Origin of the sequence: Streptomyces sp. NPDC102462 (assembly GCF_044765425.1) — a bacterium.
In the GTDB taxonomy this organism is placed as follows: Bacteria; Actinomycetota; Actinomycetes; order Streptomycetales; family Streptomycetaceae; genus Streptomyces.
On record NZ_JBIWKB010000037.1, the window covers coordinates 34983 to 56372 of the forward strand.

Below are 21390 nucleotides of genomic sequence, written 5' to 3' on the forward strand. Positions count from 1 at the left end.
TGAACGAATCGGACACCGCCGGGCGCGGGACCGCCGTGTCCCGGTGCGCCCCGCCGGCGGTCACTCGGCGGCCGCCGGGACGAGGGAGCCCCAGCGGATCCGCGGCGCGGACAGGCAGACGATCAGCGCCGAGGCCGCCACCGCGGCCATGCCCGGGACCAGGCCGGCCGCGCCCGCGATGAAGCCGATCAGGGCGGGACCCACCAGCAGCCCGGTGGTGCCCATCGCGGCCACCAGCGCCAGGGCGTCGGACCCCTTCGCCGCCGCGGCCACGTACACGCACGGTGTGATGGCCGCCGCGCCGAGACCCACGCAGGCGAAGCCGGCCAGCGTGGGCACCACCCCGCCGGCCAGGAGGGCGAGCGCAAGACCGATGCCGGCCACCGCGCTGCCGACGCGCACCACGCGTCCGTCGCCCCAGCGGGTGCGCCAGCGGTCGGCGAAGACCCGGGCCACCAGCATCATCACCGAGACAACGGCGATGCCCATCGGCGCCACCGTCTCCGACGCCTTGGCGACGTCCTTCATGTAGAGCGCGGACCAGTCGTTCATGGCGCCCTCGGTCACGGTGCCGAACGCCATGGCGCAGCCCATCCACAGCGTCGTGCGCGAGGGCACGGTCAGCGCCCGACGGCGTTTCCTCGCTCCCTCGGGTGCCTGCGCGCCGGTGTCGTTCGGGGCGGTCTCGGCCGGCTGCCGCGCCGCCTCGGTGAGCAGCCCGGGCCGGGCGTAGCCGAGCAGCAGCATCAGCAGGACGACGGCCACGGCGAAGTGCGCGGTGACGTTCGAGGTCACCAGGTTCACCGCGGAGGCCAGGAGCGCGGCGCCGAGCAGCCCGGCGCTGAACGTGGCGTGCAGCTGGGACATGGCGGTGCGCCGGAACCTCGTCTCCAGCTCGGCGCCCTGCGCGTTCATGGCGACGTTCAGCGCGCCGACGCCGACGCCGTCACAGCAGATGATCAGGAGGGCGACCGGGTAGTTCGGCGCCACGGACAGCAGCGGGAGCAGCGCCGCGAGGAGGAGTGCCGACGCGAGGGCGAGGCGCCGGGAGCCGAGCCGCCGCATGAGGAACGCGACCAGCGGGAAGGAGGCGGCGGCCCCGGCACCGCAGGCCATCAGCAGCAGCCCCAGTTCCGTCTCGGACAGACCGAGTTCGCTTCTGAGCGTGGGCAGCCGCGCGGCCCAGGTGGCGTACTGGAATCCGAGGAAGCAGAACAGCGCGGCGATGGCCCACTTGGCGCGGCGCGACGCGTCGTGGACGTGGACAGTGTTCGTCAACCCGCTTCCTCCTCTTCGAGGGGCCGGCTCGCGGGCACCCCTGTCGACATGTAGACGGCGTCTTCGCCGTAGCCGGGCGGGACGCGGACCTCGTGATGGGTCCGGTAGCCCTGGGCCCGCCAGAAGCCCTCCATCCCGTCGATCGCGACGAGCGAGATCCGTTCGTATCTGCGGGCGGCGGCGACGGAGGTGAGACGGCGCAGCAGCCGGCGCCCCAGGCCCCTGCCGCGCAGCGGCTCGGCGACGACGAGGTCGTGCAGATGGAGGTTGCGTGAGTGGTGGGTCAGCCGCTCCGGCCGGGTCAGGTCGGGATAGCGGAACATCGGGTAGGGCAGGGCGAGCGCATAGCCCGCGATCCGGCCGTCCAGGTCGAGGACGAAGCAGGTGCCGGGCGAGGCCCGCCCCCGGGACTCCAGGGCGTCCAGGCCCTCGATGAGCGCACTGCCCGCGTAGGTGTCGGCCTCCAGGGTGGCGACGTGCGGCCAGTCGGCGTCGGCGATGGCACGGACGCGCGGCGGGTGGCCCATCAGTGCGTCCTCTCCGCGGTCGGGACGGGACCGGTGTGTCCGTCGCGTACGCAGGTGTACGGCAGCGGACTGAATCCGTTGAATCCCCGGGTCGTGTAGCTGGTGGCGTAGGCGCCGGCGGACAGGATCCAGACGGGGTCGCCCGAGGCGGCGGCGGCCGGCACGCGCGTGGCGCGGGGGCCGCTCGCGTAGGCGTCGTCGCTGTCGCAGGTCGGTCCGGCGATCACCGCGGGCACCCGGTCCCCGCCGCGGTGGCCGGGGAAGACGAGCCGGTGGCGCAGCTGGTCCATCTCGTACAGTCCGTTGAACTTGCCGCAGCTCAGGTACAGCCAGTGCGCCGTCTCACCGCCGGGCTGCTCACGGCTGGTCAGCCGGTACACGTGCGCCCGGACGGCGCCGTGGTCGGCCACCAGGTGGCGGCCCGGCTCCATGACGAAGTCGAGGGGTGCGGGGCTGAGGTGCCGCAGCTGTTCCATGCCGTCGCGGATGACGGCGAACATCTTGTCCAGCGGCGGTTCGAGCGGGCGTCCCTGCCGGTCGAGGTAGCCGAGCGCGGGCAGGCCGCCGCCGAGGTTGACGAGGTCGAGGGCGATGCCCCGCCCGTCCAGTGCGGTGATCGCGTCGCCGAGCGAGTCGAACGCCTGCCGCCAGGCGTCGGCGGTCATCTGCTGCGAGCCGACGTGCACCGACAGTCCCGCCGGTGTCAGGCCGGCCGCCGCCGCCGCGGACAGCACCCGCACCGCGTCGTCCCGTGTGCAGCCGAACTTGCGGCTCAGGCCCCACAGCGCGCCGTCGCCGCTGGTGGCCAGCCGGCAGAACACCCGGGAGCCCGGGGCGTGGGCGGCGATCGCCGCGACGTCCTGCACGCTGTCGGTGGCGAAGGTGCGCACCCCGAGCCGGTGTGCCTCGGCGATGTCCGCGTCGGACTTCACGGTGTTGCCGTAGTGGATCCGGTCGGCGGGCACGCCGGTGCGCAGCGCCTGGGCGATCTCGGCGGGGCTCGCCGCGTCGAAGCCGGCGCCCCGGTCCGCGAGGCAGGCCAGCACCTCGTCGACGGGGCACGCCTTCAGCGCGAAGCGCACGGCGACCTGCGGCAGTTCACGCAGCAGCTGATCGTAGTGGTGCTCGATCCCGGTGAGGTCGTAGACGATGCGGTCCGACGTGGCGCGGGCGAGGGCGGCCGACAGCCGCGGGGACAGGTCCATGCTCACCCGCCCGTGCTCCCGAGTCCCTGGTCCCGGGCCGCGTCGACGAGCCGCGCCCAGGCGCCGGTCAGCAGGGCGAAGTCCTCGATGTCCCGTTCGGCCTCGTCGAGGAGTCGTTGCCGGCGTGTGGCCAGCAGCTCGGCGAACGCCTCGTACCGGCCGCCGAGTTTGCGGTACGAGGTGTCGACGCGGTCCAGCCGCCATACGTTCTCGGAGCGGTCGAGGCCGGTGCTCTCGCGCAGGAACTCGACGACGGTGTCGGCCCGGACGTGCCCGCGGGGGTCGAGCAGCGCGTCGCCCGCCTCGGCCATCCGTGCGTAGACGTGGTTGAAGTAGAGCATGGACAGCAGGAACTTCACGAACCGCGTCTGGTAGGCGACGAACCCGGCGTCGGTCCGGCGTTCCGGAGTGTAGAAGTTCTCGATGGTGCGGTTGTGCAGCACGCCGGGGAGCGCGGCGTCGTGGACCAGGTGGATGAGGAAGTAGTCGCTGCCGATGGTGCTGGTCGCCGGGGGCAGCGGTACGCGCTCGTAGACCGCGTGGTCGAAGCTGATGTTGCACATGTCCACCCGCATGGGGTCGACGACGGTGAGCGTCGAGTGGTCCTCGGTGAAGGGGGCGGAGCCGGCGCCGGTGAACGACTCCTCGACCAGCTGCCGTTTGTCCTTCTCCGGCCAGTCGACGGGCGCCCACAGGCTCACGACGTCGTGGTAGACGCCCGGGTCGAGGCGGGCGATCTCGCCGATGTCCACGGAGAGTTCGCCGATGAACGAGGAACCCACCATGGACACCGTCCGCGCGGCGTGGGCCGGGTCGAGGAGCGTTTCGGTCACGTCCGCGGACGCCTCGGCCGCGGGCCTGCCCAGGGACCGCAGTTCGTGGTGGATGGGGAAGACCGGGGTGCCGTCCAGGGCCTGGTAGGTGCTGTCGGAGTCCCTGCGGTGCACGGAGCGGCAGCCGAGCGCGGCGGCGAAGAGGAAGGCACGGTTCGTGCAGGCGCCGTAGGAGACGTCGGCGGGCAGCAGGAGCCGGAGCATCGCGCCGGGTGCGGCGATGCCGGAGCGCTGGATCACGCCGCGCAGGAAGTCCCGCTGCTCCGCCTCGCCGAGGTGGTGCACGACCACATGGGGCTCGGGCGCGAGCTGTGCCACGGCGCGGGCGTGCACGGCCCGGGTGGCGTCGTCGCAGGAGTCCAGGATCAGCAGGCGCACCTCGACGTCGAAGTGGCGGGCCGCGTACGCCGCCTCCTCGCCGATGGCGGCGATGGTGGCGGCGCACGCCCGGTTCGTGGGCAGGGCCAGGCAGATCCGGTCGGGGCGTCCGACGTGGTTCACTCGGCGCACGCCCGTCCGCTCCAGGATTCCTGTCCCAGCAGCCTGCGGCCCAGGTCGCTGAGGGCGGCCGGCCCGTACCGCAGCGCCTCGGGCCGTCGCGCGTCGCCGAGCAGCGTGGCGTTCCAGTCCGGGGTGCTCAGCGTCCGCCACGACTCGACGCGGGAGTGCCGCAGTGCCTCGTGTTCTTCCATCGCCGGCATCATCGACAGGTACTGGACGGCGCGGACACCGTTGTCGGAGACGTTGGGGGCAACTCCGTGTGCCAGCAGGCCGTTGAAGATCAGCAGGTCGCCGGCCTGGAGATCGGGCCGCACCACCGGGAACTCGGAGCGGTCGATCGCGGGCCTGATCGGGTCGCGGCCTGTGGGCTGCTCGATGCGCCACGGCTCGAACTGGCGGAACAGCTCGGGCGCGCACTGGAAGCCGCCCAGCTCGGGCTGGGTGTCGTTGAGCGCGATGATGCCCTGCACCCGCTGCGGCAGCACGCCGAGGGTGGTGTCGACGTCCCAGTGCAGCTCGATGTCGAAGCCCTCGTCGGTGGGCGCGATGAGGGAGCGTGAACGGGAGCCCCGGTTGGGCGGGTTGAGGTTGAGCCGGTCGAGCGTGACCCACAGCTCCTCGCAGTCCCATACGTCCACGAAGGCGTCGTAGACGCGCTGGGTCTGCCGGCTGTCCCAGATGAGCTGGTGGTGGTACGCCTCGACGAATCCGTAGACATGCAGGTCGCGGTCCAGGTCCGAGCGGAACTCGCGCTCCTCGTACCAGGTTTCGGGCCGGTCGGGGTCCAGGCCCTGGAACTCCCAGGCGAATTCGAGCAGGCTCTTCGCGGCGCCGGGCGAGATGGCGTTGCGGACGACGACGTAGCCGTACGTCTGCCAGAAGGCGAAGTCGTCCTCGGACAGCACGCGCAGCGGGCGGGACTTGTCGAGGTCGCGCAGCGGTGTCTGTGCGAGGTAGCTCTCGCCGTCCGCACTGAAGTAGGGGCGCTGCGAGGCGGCGCGGTACAGATAGGGGTCATGCGTCGGCATGCAATCACTCCAGGGATCGAGTTCTTCAGCGGCCGAGTGGCTGAGTCCCAGATCGCCACGATGATCGAACTGAGGTTCCTACAACTTGGACTAGACCAGTTGTGGTGTCAACGCGCTCCGGTCGAAGCTGCCCGCCAAGTGCCTGCGAACTGCCGGTGGTTGAGGCCCACGATGGAGGCGCCGTGGGCCGGGCGCGGACACGCCGAGGGCCCCGCGGCGCGGTCGCGCTGCGGGGCCCTCGGCCCAGGTATGTAGCGATGCTCGGGTCAGAGCGCGGCGATGGCTTCTGCCGCGGCCTGGCCGCAGACGCGGGCCGCTCCGTGAGTGGCGATGTGCACGGCACCCCGCGGCGGCGACTGCGGTATCCCCATCTCGACCACAACCGTCTCCGGCCGCGCGGCAAGCAACACATCCAGCCCCGACCGCATCCACCCATGCCGATGCTCATCCCGAACCACGGCGACGATCCGACGATCCCCCGCCGCCGCCAAGGCATCGGCGCCCGCGTCCGCCCCGGTGAAGGAGCCGCCCGTGGTGCCCGGCAGCAGCCGCTCCAGTTCGCCGGCGACCCCCCACGGGGTCACGTCGCCGACGGCGATGTTCGGAACCGGGTTGAAGGTCGCCACGTACACCGGTCCGTCGACCGGTGCCGCCTGCGCCTCGCGGCGCACACGCAGCGCGCGGCGGGCGGCCACGAGTCCGACCTCCTCGTCCGGTGTCGCCTCGGCCCGCGCGGTACGCCGCGTCGTGGCGGTCCAGCGGGCAAGCCGCCGCACCCGGGCCGCGGCGTCGGCGAGCCGTTCCTCGGGGAGTTCACCGCGGTGCACGGCCGCGACCAGCGCGTCCCGCAGCTTCAGCACCGTGTCCTCGTCGCACAGCCCGCCGCCCACGCAGATCGCGTCCGCGCCCGCCGTGATCGCCATGACCACCCCGTGTTCCAGGCCGTAGGCCCCGGCGATTGCCTGCATCTCCATGCCGTCGGTGACGATCAGCCCGTCGTAGCCGAGTTCGCCCCGCAGCAGTTCCGTGAGGATGCGGCGGGACAGGGTCCCGGGGCGTTCCGCATCCAGCGCCGGGACGAGGATGTGCGCGCTCATGACGGCCTGGGTGCCGGCCTCGATGGCGGCGCGGAACGGGACGAGTTCGCGCCGGCGCAGCGTGTCCTCGTCGACGTCGATGCGCGGCACGGCGTGATGGGAGTCCACGTTGGTGTCACCGTGCCCCGGGAAGTGCTTGGTGCACGCGGCGACGCCGCTGGACTGCATGCCCCGCACGTACGCCGCCGTGTGCCGCGCCACCAGGTCGGTGTCGGCGCCGAAGGCGCGCACGCCGATGACCGGGTTGTCCGGGTCGGCGTTGACGTCGGCGGACGGCGCCCAGTTGAGGTTGACGCCGCAGTCGGCGAGCCGCCGCCCCAGTTCGCGGGCGACGCGCCGGGTCAGGTCCGGGTCGTCGACGGCGCCGAGCGCGTGATTGCCGGGGAACGCGGAACCGGTGTGCACGTCGAGGCGGGTGACGTCGCCGCTCTCCTCGTCGATGGCCACCAGAAGATCGTCCCGTTCGGCCCGCAGCTGGCCGGTGAGGGCGGCGACCTGCTCCTGGCTGACCACATTGCGGCCGAACAGGGCTACGGAGGCGAGACCTTCACCGACCCGGCGGCGCACCCAGTCCGGTGCGACGGTGCCGGCGAACCCCGGCTGCAGGACCGCGAGCGCGTCGCGGGTGAGGGTGTCGTTGCCGGTGGCAGTAGTGGTCATCGAAGGCGTCATCCCTTCACGGCACCGTCGGCCAGGCCGCGCGCCGCCGCGTGATGCAGAGGTGGAAAGAGAAGGAGAGGAGGGACGGGGAAGGAGAACAGGCCGCCGCCGGACCTCGCCCGGCGGCTTTCCGCGCACGCCGCCACCGCACGCCGACGGGAGCCGACGCGCTAATGGTGTAGACCTGCACGAGGGAGCTTGGCCTAGACTTTTGTGCAGCGTCAAGGTCGCCGGACGGTCGATCTCGACCCATTGGCGAAGAACGTCGCACCGGACACGGCCGCGGACCGCATTCCTCATCTGGACTAGACCACAGCACGGTTGAGGGTTATAACGGGGTCCGGCGACCGAGCCGGGAAGGCAGGCCATGACCACCCACGTCAGCAGCACCCCGCAGCACCGGGCCGCGCCCGGCCGCGCGCCACGCGTCCCGAAGTACTACGAGGTCAAGCAGCAGGTCCTCGCGATGACGCAGGCGCTGACGCCCGGCTCCCGGATGCCGGCCGAGCGATTACTCGCCGTCCGGCTCGCCACCTCGCGCACCACGGTCCGGCAGGCGTTGCAGGAACTCGTGGGCGAGGGCCGGCTGGACCGCGTCCAGGGCAAGGGGACCTTCGTCGCCCGGCCCAAGCTCTACCGCACCCTCCTGCTCACCTCCCACACCGAGGACATGCATGCCCAGGGCCTCGAACCCGCCTCACGGGTACTGGACATCAGTCAGGTCGAAGCGGACGAGAAGCTGTCGGCGCTGCTCGGCGTCGCCGTCGGCGACGGCGTGCTGCGCATCGAGCGGCTGCGGCTGGCCAGCGGCGAGCCCATGGCCATCGAGACGACACACCTGTCCGCCCGGCGCTTTCCCGGACTGCACCGGTCCCTGGCCGCCCACCGGTCGCTGTACACGGCGCTCGCCGAGGCGTACGGGGTGCGCCTCGCGGAGGCCGAGGAGGCCATCGAGACCTCGCTGGCCACTCCCCGCGAGGCCGCGCTGCTCGCCACCGAGGTGGGCCTGCCGATGCTGCTCCTGTCCCGTCATTCCCGCGACGCGCACGGCACACCGGTCGAGTGGGTCCGCTCGGTGTACCGCGGCTCCCGCTACAAGTTCACGGTGACGCTGACGCGCCCGGCGGACTGAACCCCCGCCCGGGCAACGGCCCGTCACCGCCCACCGCAACGGCCGCCGCACCGCGCGGCGCCCGGCTCCCCCGGCCCCGCACCCCGCGCGGACGCCGCCGACGTCCCCTCCCTTTCACCGACCTCGCTCTGGCGACGGCCGCCTGCGGCCCGGCCCCAGATCCCGACGCATCTCCCCGCGCGGCGAGCGCCACGGCTGTCGGCTCCCCGCGGGCTCACCACCGCCCCGGCGCCCGGACGCCGGGGCAGCACCGAACCACGAAATGGGCGTGAAGTGAGCGAAACATCCACGGTGGACGCGCTTGCGGCGGCGCTGGTCCACGCGCGCGAGGCGGCCTGCCTCACCCAGGAGGACCTTGCGGAGAAGTCGGGGCTCAGCGTGCGGGCGATCCGCAACCTCGAAACCGGTCACACCGCACGGCCCCGGAAGCAGTCACTGCTCCTGCTCGCGGGGGCCCTCGGCCTGTCACCCGCCGAGGTGGCGCGGCTGCTGCGCGGCTCCCGCGCCGAGCACCCCGCCGGGCCACGCCCCGAAAGGACCCCGCAGCCGCTGCCCGCGGAACTGCCCGCGGCGCCCCGCAACCGCCTCGTCGGGCGGGAGCGGATCGTCGCCTCCCTGCGCGCCCACCTCTCGTCGCGGCAGGCCCGCGACCGTGCACGGCCCGCGGTCGTCGTAGGCCCGCCGGGCGCGGGCAAGACGTCCCTGGTGCTGCGGGTCGCACACGGCGTGCGCGACCGGTTCCCGGACGGGCAGGTGTTCGTCGATCTGCATCCGGCCTCCGGCGACCCGTTCACGCCCGACATGCTCGTGCGCCGCATCCTCCGCTCGCTCGGCGAGGCGCCCGCCGTGCGCAGCCCGGAGGAGGCCGGCGCCCGGCTGCGGGACGCGCTCAGCCGCCGGCACGTCCTCGTGGTCCTCGACAACGTGGACAGCGAGGCGCAGGTACGGCCGCTGCTCGTGGACGACGCGCGCAGCGCCGTCCTGGTCGCAGCGCGACGTGAACTCTCCGCGCTGCCGGGGCAGTTGACACACCAGATCGGCACCCTCGACCCACGGGACGCGCACCGGATGCTGGCGGACCTCGCGGGCGCCGCACGCACCGGCGCGGAGCCGTCGGCCGCGCTGAGCATCGTGCGCTCCTGCGGGCGGCTGCCGCTGGCCCTGCACATCGCCGGGCTGTGGCTGTCGGCGCGCCCGCACCGGTCGCTGCGCGACCTGGCCGACCGTCTGGCGGACGAGCGGGAGCGCCTGCCGTTCCTGCGGGTCGGGGATCTGTCGTTGCAGGCGAGCGTGGCGGCCTGCCACCGGGTCTTACCGGCCCCGATCGCGGCGTCGCTGCGCCGGCTCGGCGCGGTGCGCGGCGACTTCGGCGTCGATGACGTGGTGGGGCGCGCGGCGCCGTCCCGGCAGCACGCGGTGGACCTGCTCGACGAGTTGCTGAGCCGTCAGATCACCTACGTCAGCGAGTTCGGCAGGAACGGGCACAGCCGCTACCGGTTGTACGACGCGGTACGCCTGTACGTCGCGTACCGCGACGAGCGCCCGCCCGGCGACGGCGGTCCGGCCGACCGGGTCTGGCTGCCCCGCCAGTCCGGACGCACCCAGCACCGGGTCCGCCGCCTGCGCTCCACCACCTGACCCGCCGAGGCCACGCCCTCGTCTGCTCGATCCCTCTTTGGCGCAGGCCCCGACGAGGTCACACATCGGTGCACCGGCCGGGGCCGCGCCGGTCGTCGACTCGGGTGGTGCCGGGCCGGTTCGTCGCGGTTCGCGAACGGATCCGACCCGGCTCGCGGACCGGGTGCGCCGGCCATGTCCGCCGCCGTGGCCTCCGCTGTGGTCTACGTCGGCGGCAGCCGGTAGACGGACACGTGTGAGCGCGAGTCCTCGGTGAACTCGGCGCCGGTCCAGTCCGCGTGCCTGGACTCCAGCTCGAACCCGGCAAGTTGGGCCATGAGGTCCAGTTCGGCCGGCCAGATGTACCGGTGCGGGCTGCGGAACACCCGCGCCTGACCGGCCTGGTCGAAGTCGAGGTGATGGGACACGACCCGCTGGCGCAGGACGTCGTAGGTGTCCAGACCGATGTATTCGGCCCCCACCTGCCACACGGTGGCCGACTGGCCCGGCGGCAGCTTGCGCAGCTCCGGCACCCACAGTTCGATCACGAACCGGCCACCGGGCCCGAGATGGCGGGCCGCGTTGCGGAAGCACTCGACCTGCTCGGCCTGCGTGAGCAGATTGGAGATCGTGTTGAAGACGAGGTAGACGAGGGTGTAGTCGCCGGGGGCCGCGGTGCTCGCCATGTCACCGATGACCACCGGGAGGCTCGCTTCGTCCGCCTTGGTCCGCAGTTGCTCCACCATCGGCGGTGACAGTTCGATGCCGGTGACACGGACTCCGCGCGCCGCGAGCGGGATCGCCACCCGGGCGGTGCCGACGGCGAACTCCAGGGCCGCACCGCCGCCGGCCAGCTCCGCGAGCCGTTCCACGGCCGGTGTCAGCACCTCGGGCGTGAACATGCCGGTGCCGGGTGTGTCGTACCGCCGAGCGGCGTCGGCGTCCCAGACCTTGCGCTGCTGTACCGTGCTGGTCTCCTCCTGCGTCTCCCGCATGGCGCCACCCTTCGCGATCGGCCGCCGTGCTGTCCACCGAATATCCGGCGCCTGGCCGGGCACGGGCGGCCCGGCCGTCACGCCGGGGCCGCCGCCGCCCGCGTACCCTGTGCGTGTGCCGCCCTCTCGTCCGCAGCGCGTCGCCGTCCTCGTGCTCGACGGCGCGAAACCCCTCGATGTCGGCATTCCGGCGCAGGTGTTCACCACCCGCGCGAGCATGCCGTACGAGGTGCGGGTGTGCGGCGCCGAGCCCGGGCTCGTGACCGGCGGTGACGGCCTGTCGTACCACGTGGCGCACGGCCTCGAAGCGCTCGCCTGGGCGGACATCGCGTTCGTCCCCGGCTACCGGTTCCCGGACCGGGACGACCCGCCGCGGGCCGTGGTCGACGCGCTGATCGCCGCCCACGACCGGGGGGCGCGGCTCGCCGCGATCTCCACCGGCGCCTTCGCGCTCGCCGCCACCGGTCTGCTCGACGGCAAACGCGCCACCACGCACTGGCACTACACCCGGGCGCTGGCCGCCCGGCATCCGCTGGTCCGGGTCGACGAGAACGTGCTGTTCGTCGACGAGGGTGACATGCTGACGTCGGCGGGCGCGGCCTCCGGCATCGACCTGTGCCTGCACATCCTGCGCCGCGACCTCGGGGTGGCCGCGTCCCATCACGCGGCCCGGCGGCTGGTCGCGGCGCCCTATCGCAGCGGCGGTCAGGCACAGTACGTGCCGCGCAGTGTGCCCGAGCCGCTCGGCGAGCGGTTCGCCGCGACCCGCGAATGGGCACTGCACCGCCTCGGCGATCCCCTCACCCTCGAAGTGCTCGCCCGGCACGCGGCGGTCTCGCCGCGCACCTTCTCGCGGCGCTTCGTGGAGGACACCGGGTACACGCCGATGCAGTGGGTCCTGCGCGCCCGCATCGACCTCGCCCGTGAACTGCTCGAACGTTCGCAGCGGAGCGTGGAGCAGATCGCCGCCGACGTCGGTCTGGGCACGGGCACCAATCTGCGGCTGCACTTCCAGCGCATCCTCGGCACCACGCCGAGTGAATACCGGCGCACCTTCACCCAGGGCGAATAGGTCCCCGAAGCCGCGTGGCGTGATCCTTTCGAACCATGGCACTCGCGCCGCTTTTGGCGGCGGACGCCGCCCGGGAGGCTGAGGGTGAACGGAAGGGACACCATTCATGACTCGCATCGCCGTCAACGGATTCGGCCGCATCGGACGCAATGTGCTGCGCGCACTGCTGGAGCGCGACAGCGACCTCGATGTCGTCGCCGTCAACGACCTCACGGAACCCACGGTCCTCGCGCGGCTGCTCGCCTACGACACCACGGCCGGCCGGCTCGGCCGGCCCGTGACCGTCGACGGGGACGTCCTCGTCGTCGACGGGCGGCGCATCAGGGTGCTCGCGGAACGCGAGCCGGAGCGCCTGCCCTGGGCCGAACTCGGCGTGGACATCGTGCTGGAGGCGACCGGCCGCTTCACATCGGCCAAGGCCGCCGGCGCCCACCTCGCCGCGGGCGCGAGGAAGGTGCTCGTCAGCGCGCCGTCGGACGGCGCCGACGTGACGCTCGCGTTCGGCGTGAACAACGACGCGTACGACCCGGCCGCGCACACCATCGTCTCGAACGCCTCCTGCACGACCAACGCGCTCGCTCCGCTCGCCGCGGTGCTCGACGGACTCGCCGGCATCGAGCACGGCTTCATGACGACGGTGCACGCCTATACGCAGGAGCAGAACCTGCAGGACGGCCCGCACCGCGACGCCCGCCGTGCCCGCGCCGCGGCCGTGAACATCGTGCCGACCACGACGGGTGCCGCGAAGGCGATCGGTCTCGTGCTGCCGAACCTCGACGGCAAGCTGTCGGGCGACTCGATCCGGGTGCCGGTGCCGGTGGGCTCGATCGTCGAACTCAACACGACCGTCGCCCGCGAGGTGACCCGTGAGGACGTGCTCGCGGCGTACCTGGCCGCGGCGCGGGGGCCGCTCGCCGGCATCCTCGAATACTCGGACGACGCGCTCGTCTCGTCCGACATCACGGGCAACCCGGCCTCGTCCGTCTTCGACTCGGCTCTCACCCGCGTCGACGGCCGGCACATCAAGGTGGTCGCCTGGTACGACAACGAGTGGGGCTTCTCGAACCGGGTGATCGACACCCTCGAACTCCTCGCCGCCGGCTGACCGGCGTCACAGTCCGACGGCGTCCCACAGGGGCGCGGTGTTCCCGGCGGCAGGAGGAATGCCGTGACCAGCCGAGTGTTCCTCGTCTCCCCCGCCATGAGCGGGTCGCTGCGGCGGGCCGCCTTCGACGACGGCGCCCCGATCGAGGAGGGCGGCGCGCGCCGGGCCCGCGCGGCGGCCGGTTCGCTGCCCCCTGCGGGCCGTGTTCTGACCTCGCCGAGCCTGCGCTGCCGGGAGACGGCCGCGGCGCTCGGCCTGAACGCCCTTGCGGCGCCGGAGCTGGCCGGTCTCGACGTGGGGCGCTGGCGGGGCCGCACCCTGGACGAGGTGGGCGCCGCCGATCCGGAGGCGGTCGCCCGCTGGCTCGGCGACCCGGACGCCGCGCCGCACGGCGGCGAGTCGGTGCGGGACCTGTGCGGACGGATCGCGCGCTGGCTGGCCGGCGTCGCGGACACCGGCCGTACCCTCGCCGTGGTCGAGCCTGAGGTGGTGCGGGCGGCGGTCGTCCATGCGCTGGACATGCCCGTCACGGCGTTCTGGCGCCTTGACGTTCCCCCGCTGACGGCGACCGAACTGAGCGGCCGGTCCGGCCGCTGGAACCTGCGGCTCGGCCACTCACCGGCCGCCCCGGACACCTGAGCGCTCCGCGGTATGCGCTGCTATGTGTCGTCGGTCGTGACCTCCGCCTCCCCTCGTCACCGTTGTGGGCTGATTCCCGCCACGGTCAGGGCCAGCAGCCGGTCCGCCTCGCCTGCGGGATCGGGATGGTGCTCCGTGGCCAGGGCGATCCCGGTGACCAGTGTGACCAGGTCGGCGACCGTCACGTCCGGTGTCACGGCACCGTCTTGGGCGGCGCGGCGCAGCAGCGGGTCGACGGCCTCGGCGAGCCTGGCCGCGCAGGCGTCGACGTGCCCCTCGTCCGGGTCGCCCGCCGGCTCCTGGGTGAGCACGGCCGCCATCCCCCGGGCGGATGCGGCGTACGCCGTGAGGGCGGCCAGCCACTCCAGCAGCGCGGCCCGGCTGTCGGCGGCACCGGCCAGGTCACGGGCGCGGGCGCACAGGTGCTCGATCCGTTCGTGGAACACCGCTTGCAGGAGGGCGCCGCGGCTGGGGAAGTGCCGGCGGACGGTGGCCGAGCCGACCCCCGCCGTGCGGGCGATCTGTTCCAGGGACGCGTCGGCGCCGTGCGCGGCGACCTCCTCCTCGGCCACCGCGAGGATGCGCGCGTAGTTGCGCCGGGCGTCCGCACGCTGGACGGGCATGGTGTCACCTCGGAGGTTGCTAAATGGCGGGGCCCTCCGTATCTTACCGGAGGAGAAGCGGCGGGCCCCGCCGTTTAATCCATGGGCAGCATTGGAGAAGCATCGTGCCGACCGATCCCGCACCCGTCCTGGTCACCGGCGCCACCGGCAGGCAGGGCGGCGCCACCGCCCGTGCCCTGCTCGCGGCGGGCGTTCCCGTCCGCGCACTCGTCCGCGACCCGGCGACCGACCGGGCGAAGGCCGTCGAAGCGCTCGGTGCCGAGCTGGTCACCGGCGACCTGGACGACCGCGACTCCGTGATCCGGGCCGCCGAAGGCGCCCGCGCCGTCTTCTCGGTGCAGATGCCCGACCTGAACGGACGTGGTTTCGAAGGGGAGTTCGCGCAGGCCGTCCATCTGATCGAGGGCGCGCTTGCCGCCGGCGTGCCGCAGTTCGTGCACACGTCGGTGTCGGGCGCCGGACAGCACACGCAGAGCCCTGGCTGGGCTCAGGGCCGCTGGGCCGCGATGGAGCCCTACTACTCCACGAAGACCGGGATCCAGGACCGCGTCCGTGCGGCGGGCTTCGAGCACTGGACGCTCATCAAGCCGGGCTTCTTCATGGAGAACTTCCTGCTCTCCGAGGCGTTCCTGTTCCCCCGTGGCGTCGAGGGCGGTCTGGTGAGCCTGGTGAAGCCGGACACCTGGCTGTCGCTGGTGGCGGTCGACGACATCGGCAGGGCGGCGGCCGCCGCCGTCGCCGCACCCGAGCGGTTCGACGGCGTGGAACTGGAACTGGCGAGCGACTATCTGACGATGCGCGACATCGCCAAGACGCTCTCCCGTGTCCTCGGAACGGAGTTGACCGCCCCCGACATGACCCTGGAGGAGGCCGTCGCCGCCGGGATGCCCGCCATGGGCACCGGGCACGACATGATGAACGAGACCGGCCAGCCGGCCCGCCCGGAATACGCACGTGCCCTCGGCATCCCGCTCACCGGCTTCGAGGAGTGGGCACGGCGGCACCTGCGCGCCTCGGCCTGACGCCGTTGCCGGGTACCGCCGCCGGAGGGCCCCGGACGGTTCCGGGGCCGTCGGCGGGCCGGGCGCACGGCTCGGGCGCGGCCTCAGTGCGCGGCCGGAACCGCCTTCGCGGTAGCGGCCGTTGCGGGCTTCGGGTGCAGCAGCCGCTCGGCCGACTCCGCGAAGAGCAGGCCGAATCCGCCCCACAGGACGGCCTGGACGGCCAGCGTGGACAGCCGGAACCGCCACAACAAGGTGGCCGGGAAGCCCGCCGGCACCTCGTCGACGACCGGCAGGAACGCATACGCCAGGCCGATCACCACGACGAAGGCGGTCACCGCCACGACGGTGGCGTACCACGGGCCGAGCCGGGACGCGAGCCGTCTGCCCAGGAGGGTGGCGGCGATCGCGAGGAGCACGCTGAGCAGCAGCATCAGGAAGTACAGGGCGGTCCGTCTGCCGATGGTGCCGGCGTCGCCCACCGACGGCGGGTTGGCCGGGTACTTCAGGAACGGCACGACGTACACGACGAGCAGCGCGCCGCCGGACAGCAGCAGCGCCGTCGCCCGCGGCCCGAACCGGCCGACGCGCCCGAGGGTGAAGCAGAAGGCGAGCGCGGCGATGCCGCCGAAGGCGACCCCGTGGACGAGGACACCGGTGGCGAGGCCGGCGGTGGACTGCACGGAGCGGGAGACGACCTCCGTGCCGTGCTCGTGGGCGTGGGCGTCCTCGAAGCCGATCGCCTTGTCGACGCTCGGCTCGCCGAGGAAGTAGGCCACGATCAGGGCGAGCACACCGGCCGCGAGGCCGGCGAGCATGCCCCGCAGGAGAAGGCCGCGTACGGTTGCGGAGTTCATGCGGGCTTCGTCCCCTCGCGTCAGTGGCAGGGGAAGCCGAGCAGATGGCGGGCGTCGTGCACCCATTCATGGACGCCCGTGCCGCTGAACACGGAGGTGGCGCCCTGCTCGGCGCCGACGAAGTAGAGCAGGATCAGCATCAGGATGCCGAAGAAGACCGCCCAGGGAGCTATCGCCTTCAGCGGCAGTGCGGCGGGAACGGAGGGGGTGGTGACTGACGGCCGGGCGACATGCTGCGCCATGGCGGACCTCCTTGGGGAGTTCGCGTCCCCTCTCGGTGGTGCACAGGACGACGGCCACGGGTCTGACTCACGAGCGCCTGGGGGCGCTCGCACACAGTGGCGCGACCGTGCCGGATTCCCACCGGCTTCCGTCGTACCGTCGTCGATGTCGCAGCGACCGTACCGCGTGCCGCGTGCGCGGCCAAGACCGCATCCGCCGCCACCCGACGGTCACCCTCCGGACGGGACGTCCTGACCCGTGCCGTGCGGCACCGGTGCGAGGGGCGGTGGGGCGAACACCAGGTCGGCCCGGTCCAGCGTGGCCGCGATGAGGTCGGCGTTTCGCTGGTCGGTGCCCAGCGACCACGCCCGGGCCTGTGCGAGGGGTTTGCCGTAGGCGACATGCCGCTGGATGAGCCGGTCCAGCCGTGTCTCCTCGTCGGTGGCGACGTACCACGTCTCGTCGAGGAGCGCCTTGACACCCGCCCAGGGGCCGTCGTCGAGCAGCAGATAGTTGCCCTCGGTGATGACCAGCGGCGTCACGGCCGGGACCGGGACGGCGCCGGCGACGGCCTCCTCGAACTCGCGGTGGAACCGCGGGGCGTAGACACACTCCCCCGTCGGTTCGCGCAGTCGGCGCAGCAGCGCCACGTACCCCGCGGCGTCGAAGGTGTCCGGTGCGCCCTTGCGCTGCCGGCGGCCGAGCCGTTCCAGTTCGCCGTTGGCCAGGTGGAACCCGTCCATGGGCACCACGACGGCCGTGTCCGGGCCGAGCGCGGCGGCCAGGTGCGAGGCCAGCGTGGACTTTCCGGAACCCGGTGCGCCGACGATGCCCAGCATCGCGCGCCGTCCGGACCCGGCGAGGGCCCGGGCCCGTGCGCACAGAACGGAGAAGGCCGGCACGTCAGGGGCACCGGCGGGGACGGTCGTGGGGGTCGTACCGTGGCGATCCATGCTCGGGCCTCAGGAGTCGAAGCGGCTTCGGGATGTCTCGATGTGGTGGAAGTAGCGGTGGGTCCAGGCGCACATGCCGTCGACGGTCGCCCTGAGGCCCTGGCCCGGCTCGGTGAGGGTGTACTCGACCCGCGGGGGCACGGTGGGGTACACGGTCCGCTCGACCAGGCCGTTGCGCTCCAGCATGCGCAGGTTCTGGGTGAGCATCTTGTGGCTGATGCCCTCGATCTCGTCCCGCAACTCGCTGAAACGCAGGGTGCGTTCGCCAAGGGACTCGATGATCAGGAACGCCCACTTGTTCGCGACGTCCGAGAAGATCTCGCGCGCCAGGGAGTCGGCGCGGGTGAGGTCCGCGTCATCGGGCGTGCCCTTGAGTTGTTTGGTCACCATGAGGTTCCCCAGTCACCGAAAAGTGCGTTCTTCCATGTCGGCGACCACTCTCCTACGGTTTCCGAGTAACCACAAGAGAGCACGAGCCGCTGTGGCCCCGGGCCGGCGGGCCTCGGGTTCGAAGGACGCAAGGAGACCGCACGCATGGCCATCACCCTCGTCAACCCCGGCGGACTGCCCGAGATCGACGTCTACCGGCAGGTGTCGGTGGCGTCCGGCTCGAAGCTGGTCTTCATCGCCGGTCAGGTCGCCTGGGACGCGGACGGCGTCACCGTCGGCAGGGACGACCTCGCCGCCCAGGTCGAGCAGTGCTATCTCAACGTCGGCACCGCCCTGGCCGCGGTCGGCGCCTCCTTCCAGGACGTGGCCAAGCTGAATGTGCACGTCGTGGACTGGACCGCCGACAGGATGCCGCAGCTGCTGGCGGGCATCGAACGGGCGGCGGCGCGCCTCGGCGTCACCCCCGCACCGCCCGCCACCCTGCTCGGCGTGGCGGCGCTCGACGTACCCGAGCACCTGGTCGAGGTGGAGGCCGTCGCGGTCCTCGACTGAGCCCGGGTCGTCAGCCGGCCTGGAGGACGAAGTCGTACTCGGCGTGCAGGTACGGCGTGTCGAGGCGGCTTCCGTCGGGCGCGCCGCCCGCCGGGTGTGCGGTGAACGGCACGATCAGGGCGTCCTTCGTACCGAACACGACGTCGCTGTCCAGGTAGTCGCTGCCCGCCTGGAACAGATGGGTGATCAGCTTCCGGTAGCCGGGTTCGTCGATGAGGAAGTGGATGTGCGCGGGCCGGAAACGGCTGATGTCGGTTGCGCGGATCAGCTCGCCGACCGGACCGTCCATGGGGATGGCGTACCCGCGCGGTGCGATGGTGCGGATGCAGTAGCTGCCGTCCTGCGCGGTACGGTACTTGGCCCGCAGGCGCGCCTCGTCGACCTCGGGGAGCTGCGCCTCGTACGCGCCGTCGGCGTCGGCCTGCCAGACGTCGAGCACGGCGCCCGCGACGGGCTGCCCCCCGGTGTCGGTGACCTTGCCGGTGACGAACAGCGGGGTTCCCGGGATGCCGTCGGACATGTCGAAGCCGCGCGCTGCGGCCGGTGAGCCGTCGATGTGGAAGGGGCCCAGCACCGTGGCGGGCGTCGCCCCCGGCCCGAAACGGTTGTTCAACTGGACCACGAGCGTGCTCAGCCCGAGCACGTCCGAGGTGAGGATCAGCTCCTGACGCTTGTCGTCGCAGATCTGACCGGCCGCGGTGAGCCACCGGATCGCGGCCGCCCACTCGTCCTCGGTGAGCCGCACTCCCCGGGCGAACGCGTGCAGATGGCGGACCAGCGCGCCCATCAGCTCCGCCAGCCGCGGGGAGTGCGCGGTGGCCCAGCGCTGAACGGCCAGCTCGGTGATGTTGTCCTCGTCGACGAACACGTTGCTGCTCCTTGGTCTGCGGTCGGGGGCGCGGGTTGCGAGAGCCGGGCGCCGAGTGCGAGGGGGCGGGAGCCGAATATGGGGTGCGGGAGCCTGGTACGGGATGCGGGGTGCGGGAAGGTGGTGCGCGCCGCGGCGCGGTGTCGGCGGTCAGCCGCCGCGCCGGCGCTCCGTGAGCGGTTGCGGTGCGTAGGGGTCCGGTGGGGCGGCGGTGCTGTTGCGGTCGACGGACAGGAAGACCTCCCGTGCGACCGGTCGGCGCAGTTCCTCGGCGAGCTGCCCGATCAGCCCGGCCGTGCGCGCCAGCAGCGCGAAGGCGCGCAGCAGCGGCAGGGGCAGGTCCAGGTCGGCGAGCGCGGCGCCGCACACCCCGGCCCCGTTGAGCGGGAGCGTCCGTCCCAGTACGGCGGGATGGACCCGGCCGATGGCGGCGAACAGCCGCAGATGCGGTCCGAAGCGGTCTTCCTCGGTGGCGATCCGCATGAGCCGCGCGGTGCGGGGATCGCCCTCCTTGTGCACATGGTGCCCGAGCCCGGGGACGAGCTGCCCGGCATCGCGCCGCTCGCGCACCGCGCGCAGCGCCACCTCGTCCCAGCCCGCCTCGTCGGCGGGCAGCGCACCGGCCAGGGACTGAAGCACGTCGTGCAGAAAGCGGCCGGTGTCCTCGGTGACGCCGAGGAAGCGTGAGCCGCCGCCGAGCAGCCCCGCGGCCAGCGCGCCCTGGATCGAGTCCGGCGCGGACAGATAGGTCAGCCGGGTGACGAGGGCGGTGGGGGTGAATCCGTGGTCCGCCAGCGCGGCGAGCACCGCTTCGAAGACGCGTCGCTCGCCGGGGGTGGGCCGCCGCTGGGCGGCCAGCCAGAACGCCAGCTCGCCGAAGCCGACCGAGCCCATGATGTCCTCGGCCAGGTCGTGTCCGAGCAGGGTGATGGTCCTCGGGTCGGACGCGCCGAGGGCGGTGGGGTAGCCCGCGGGAGTCGTCGGGTCAGCCATGGTCGCTCTCCTCGGGCGCGGCCAGCCAGGCGCGCAACTGCGCGCCGTGTTCGTCCAGTTCGGGGGGTGGCAGCCGGTAGGCGGCCGGGGTGGCGGAGAACCGGATCGGGTGCCGGGTGGTGGGCACCGCGCGGTCGTCCTCCCCCACGGTGACGACCGGGTCCAGCCCGAAGCGTTCGGCCATGGCGAAGCCGCCGTCGACGGTGTTGATCGGACCGCTCGGCACCCCGGCCGCCACCAGCAGTTCGAACCACTCGTGGGCGCCGCGCGTCAGCAGTCGCTCGGCGAGCAGCGGCCGGAGCCGGTCGCGATGTGCGGTGCGGTCGGCGTTGCGGGCGAAGCGCGGATCGTCGGCGAGCGCGGGGGCACCGAGCACCTCGCACAGCTTGCGGAACTGCCCGTCGTTGGCGGCGGTCACGATGAGGTCGTGGTCGGCGGTGGGGAACGGCTCGTAGGGGAACACGCTGGGGTGGGCGTTGCCCATCCGGTACGGCACGGTGCCGCCGGCGACGTAGGCGGAGCTGTGGTTGACCAGGCCGGTCAGCGCCGAGGACAGCAGGTTCACCTCGACGAGCTGGCCCTCGCCGGTCGCGTCCCGGTGCCGCAGCGCGGCGAGGATGCCGATCGCGGCGTGGTTGCCGGCCATCACGTCGAACACGGAGATACCCGCCCGGTACGGCGGCCCGTCCGGGTCGCCCGTGAGGCTCATGAGGCCCGAGACGGCCTGGACCATGAGATCGTAGCCGGGCACCCGGCGGCCGGCTCCGGAGCCGAAGCCGGTGATGGAGGTGTAGACGAGTGCGGGGTTGTCCCGCCGCACCGTCGCGAAGTCGAGCCCGTACTTCGCCATGCCGCCCGGCTTCATGTTCTCGATCAGGACGTCGGCGCGGCGGACGAGTTCCCGGGCGAGCGCGGCGTCGTCCTCGGTGCGCAGGTCGAGGACGATCGAGCGCTTTCCCCGGTTGATCCCGAGGTAGTAGGTGGAGACCTCGCCGCGCACCGGGGGTGTCCAGCTGCGGGTGTCGTCGCCGCCGGGGCCTTCGACCTTGACGACGTCCGCGCCGAGGTCGGCGAGCAGCATCGTGGCGTACGGCCCGGCGAGGATCCGCGAGAAGTCCGCCACCAGCACCCCGGAGAGCGGCCCTGGTGTGTCCGGGGTGCCGGAGCCTGGTGTGCTGTGCGTGGTCTCCGGCCGAGCGGGCCCGGCGTTTCGCGGCATCGCCCCTGCCTTCCTGTCCGCTT

22 protein-coding genes and 1 riboswitch are annotated in these 21390 nt (G+C 72.8%); of the genes, 7 read left to right on the plus strand and 15 right to left on the minus strand.

Going from position 1 to position 21390, the window contains the following annotated elements; translation table 11 throughout:
• Positions 1 to 60: 60 nt before the first annotated feature.
• The 6 genes from ACIRFL_RS27940 to ACIRFL_RS27965 form a co-directional block, all read right to left on the minus strand.
• The gene (locus tag ACIRFL_RS27940; RefSeq protein WP_404033732.1) at positions 61 to 1278 is read right to left on the minus strand and encodes an MFS transporter; all 1218 of its coding nucleotides are present in this window, start codon (positions 1276 to 1278) and stop codon (positions 61 to 63) included.
• Complete coding sequence (locus ACIRFL_RS27945) at positions 1275 to 1805, minus strand: GNAT family N-acetyltransferase (RefSeq protein ID WP_404033734.1); 531 nt, start codon at positions 1803 to 1805, stop codon at positions 1275 to 1277. The genes ACIRFL_RS27940 and ACIRFL_RS27945 overlap by 4 nt, the downstream gene beginning before the upstream one ends.
• Positions 1805 to 3010, minus strand: a complete 1206-nt coding sequence (locus tag ACIRFL_RS27950) for a type III PLP-dependent enzyme (RefSeq protein WP_404033818.1) — start codon at positions 3008 to 3010, stop codon at positions 1805 to 1807. The genes ACIRFL_RS27945 and ACIRFL_RS27950 overlap by 1 nt, the downstream gene beginning before the upstream one ends.
• Positions 3011 to 3012: 2 nt before the next feature.
• Entirely contained in the window at positions 3013 to 4344 is a 1332-nt protein-coding gene (locus ACIRFL_RS27955; protein WP_404033820.1) for a DUF6271 family protein, read from the minus strand.
• Positions 4341 to 5372, minus strand: a complete 1032-nt coding sequence (locus tag ACIRFL_RS27960; protein ID WP_404033736.1) for a phytanoyl-CoA dioxygenase family protein — start codon at positions 5370 to 5372, stop codon at positions 4341 to 4343. Before ACIRFL_RS27960 ends, ACIRFL_RS27955 begins: the two co-directional genes overlap by 4 nt.
• Positions 5373 to 5638: 266 nt before the next feature.
• Positions 5639 to 7129, minus strand: a complete 1491-nt coding sequence (locus tag ACIRFL_RS27965) for a glycoside hydrolase family 3 protein (protein WP_404033738.1) — start codon at positions 7127 to 7129, stop codon at positions 5639 to 5641.
• A 367-nt stretch (positions 7130 to 7496) separates the two neighbouring features.
• On the opposite strand from ACIRFL_RS27965, the gene ACIRFL_RS27970 reads away from it, so the two are divergent.
• A complete protein-coding gene (locus tag ACIRFL_RS27970; RefSeq protein ID WP_404033739.1) occupies positions 7497 to 8261 on the plus strand; it encodes a GntR family transcriptional regulator in 765 nt (254 codons plus the stop codon).
• A gap of 273 nt (positions 8262 to 8534) precedes the next feature.
• Positions 8535 to 9899: an NB-ARC domain-containing protein gene (locus tag ACIRFL_RS27975; RefSeq protein ID WP_404033740.1), complete on the plus strand. Its 1365-nt coding sequence runs from the start codon at positions 8535 to 8537 to the stop codon at positions 9897 to 9899.
• Between the two features lie 203 nt (positions 9900 to 10102).
• Here ACIRFL_RS27975 and ACIRFL_RS27980 read toward each other — a convergent pair whose 3' ends face one another.
• Positions 10103 to 10873 carry a class I SAM-dependent DNA methyltransferase gene (locus ACIRFL_RS27980; RefSeq protein WP_404033741.1) on the minus strand — a complete coding sequence of 257 codons (771 nt, stop codon included), beginning with the start codon at positions 10871 to 10873 and terminating at the stop codon, positions 10103 to 10105.
• A 115-nt stretch (positions 10874 to 10988) separates the two neighbouring features.
• Here ACIRFL_RS27980 and ACIRFL_RS27985 point away from each other — a divergent pair, with 115 nt between their 5' ends.
• From ACIRFL_RS27985 to ACIRFL_RS27995, 3 genes are all read left to right on the plus strand, one after another.
• The gene (locus tag ACIRFL_RS27985) at positions 10989 to 11945 is read left to right on the plus strand and encodes a GlxA family transcriptional regulator (protein WP_404033742.1); all 957 of its coding nucleotides are present in this window, start codon (positions 10989 to 10991) and stop codon (positions 11943 to 11945) included.
• 106 nt (positions 11946 to 12051) lie between these two features.
• Entirely contained in the window at positions 12052 to 13050 is a 999-nt protein-coding gene (gap, locus tag ACIRFL_RS27990) for a type I glyceraldehyde-3-phosphate dehydrogenase (protein ID WP_404033743.1), read from the plus strand.
• Between the two features lie 63 nt (positions 13051 to 13113).
• On the plus strand, positions 13114 to 13689 hold the full coding sequence (locus ACIRFL_RS27995) for a histidine phosphatase family protein (protein ID WP_404033744.1): 576 nt from the start codon (positions 13114 to 13116) through the stop codon (positions 13687 to 13689).
• 56 nt (positions 13690 to 13745) lie between these two features.
• On the opposite strand, the gene ACIRFL_RS28000 is transcribed toward ACIRFL_RS27995, so the two are convergent.
• Complete coding sequence (locus ACIRFL_RS28000; RefSeq protein WP_404033745.1) at positions 13746 to 14312, minus strand: TetR/AcrR family transcriptional regulator; 567 nt, start codon at positions 14310 to 14312, stop codon at positions 13746 to 13748.
• A 104-nt stretch (positions 14313 to 14416) separates the two neighbouring features.
• Between ACIRFL_RS28000 and ACIRFL_RS28005 the strand changes: the two genes are divergently transcribed.
• On the plus strand, positions 14417 to 15334 hold the full coding sequence (locus ACIRFL_RS28005; protein ID WP_404033746.1) for an NmrA/HSCARG family protein: 918 nt from the start codon (positions 14417 to 14419) through the stop codon (positions 15332 to 15334).
• An 83-nt stretch (positions 15335 to 15417) separates the two neighbouring features.
• On the opposite strand, the gene ACIRFL_RS28010 is transcribed toward ACIRFL_RS28005, so the two are convergent.
• The 4 genes from ACIRFL_RS28010 to ACIRFL_RS28025 form a co-directional block, all read right to left on the minus strand.
• Positions 15418 to 16170 carry a CbtA family protein gene (locus tag ACIRFL_RS28010; RefSeq protein WP_404033747.1) on the minus strand — a complete coding sequence of 251 codons (753 nt, stop codon included), beginning with the start codon at positions 16168 to 16170 and terminating at the stop codon, positions 15418 to 15420.
• Positions 16171 to 16190: 20 nt separating this feature from the next.
• Positions 16191 to 16412 (minus strand): CbtB-domain containing protein, encoded by a 222-nt coding sequence (locus ACIRFL_RS28015; RefSeq protein ID WP_404033748.1) that lies wholly within the window; start codon positions 16410 to 16412, stop codon positions 16191 to 16193.
• A gap of 35 nt (positions 16413 to 16447) precedes the next feature.
• Positions 16448 to 16588: riboswitch (cobalamin riboswitch) on the minus strand.
• A 34-nt stretch (positions 16589 to 16622) separates the two neighbouring features.
• Entirely contained in the window at positions 16623 to 17345 is a 723-nt protein-coding gene (locus tag ACIRFL_RS28020; RefSeq protein ID WP_404033750.1) for a nucleoside/nucleotide kinase family protein, read from the minus strand.
• A gap of 9 nt (positions 17346 to 17354) precedes the next feature.
• Complete coding sequence (locus ACIRFL_RS28025) at positions 17355 to 17735, minus strand: winged helix-turn-helix transcriptional regulator (RefSeq protein ID WP_404033752.1); 381 nt, start codon at positions 17733 to 17735, stop codon at positions 17355 to 17357.
• A 144-nt stretch (positions 17736 to 17879) separates the two neighbouring features.
• On the opposite strand from ACIRFL_RS28025, the gene ACIRFL_RS28030 reads away from it, so the two are divergent.
• A complete protein-coding gene (locus tag ACIRFL_RS28030) occupies positions 17880 to 18287 on the plus strand; it encodes a RidA family protein (protein WP_404033754.1) in 408 nt (135 codons plus the stop codon).
• Positions 18288 to 18297: 10 nt separating this feature from the next.
• On the opposite strand, the gene ACIRFL_RS28035 is transcribed toward ACIRFL_RS28030, so the two are convergent.
• The 3 genes from ACIRFL_RS28035 to ACIRFL_RS28045 all read right to left on the minus strand — a co-directional run bounded on the left by ACIRFL_RS28035 (position 18298) and on the right by ACIRFL_RS28045 (position 21367).
• Positions 18298 to 19155: a dioxygenase gene (locus ACIRFL_RS28035; RefSeq protein WP_404033756.1), complete on the minus strand. Its 858-nt coding sequence runs from the start codon at positions 19153 to 19155 to the stop codon at positions 18298 to 18300.
• Positions 19156 to 19305: 150 nt separating this feature from the next.
• Positions 19306 to 20148, minus strand: coding sequence for a citryl-CoA lyase (locus ACIRFL_RS28040; protein WP_404033758.1), 843 nt, complete (start codon positions 20146 to 20148; stop codon positions 19306 to 19308).
• A complete protein-coding gene (locus tag ACIRFL_RS28045; protein WP_404033760.1) occupies positions 20141 to 21367 on the minus strand; it encodes a CaiB/BaiF CoA transferase family protein in 1227 nt (408 codons plus the stop codon). The genes ACIRFL_RS28040 and ACIRFL_RS28045 overlap by 8 nt, the downstream gene beginning before the upstream one ends.
• Between the last annotated feature and the right edge of the window lie 23 nt (positions 21368 to 21390).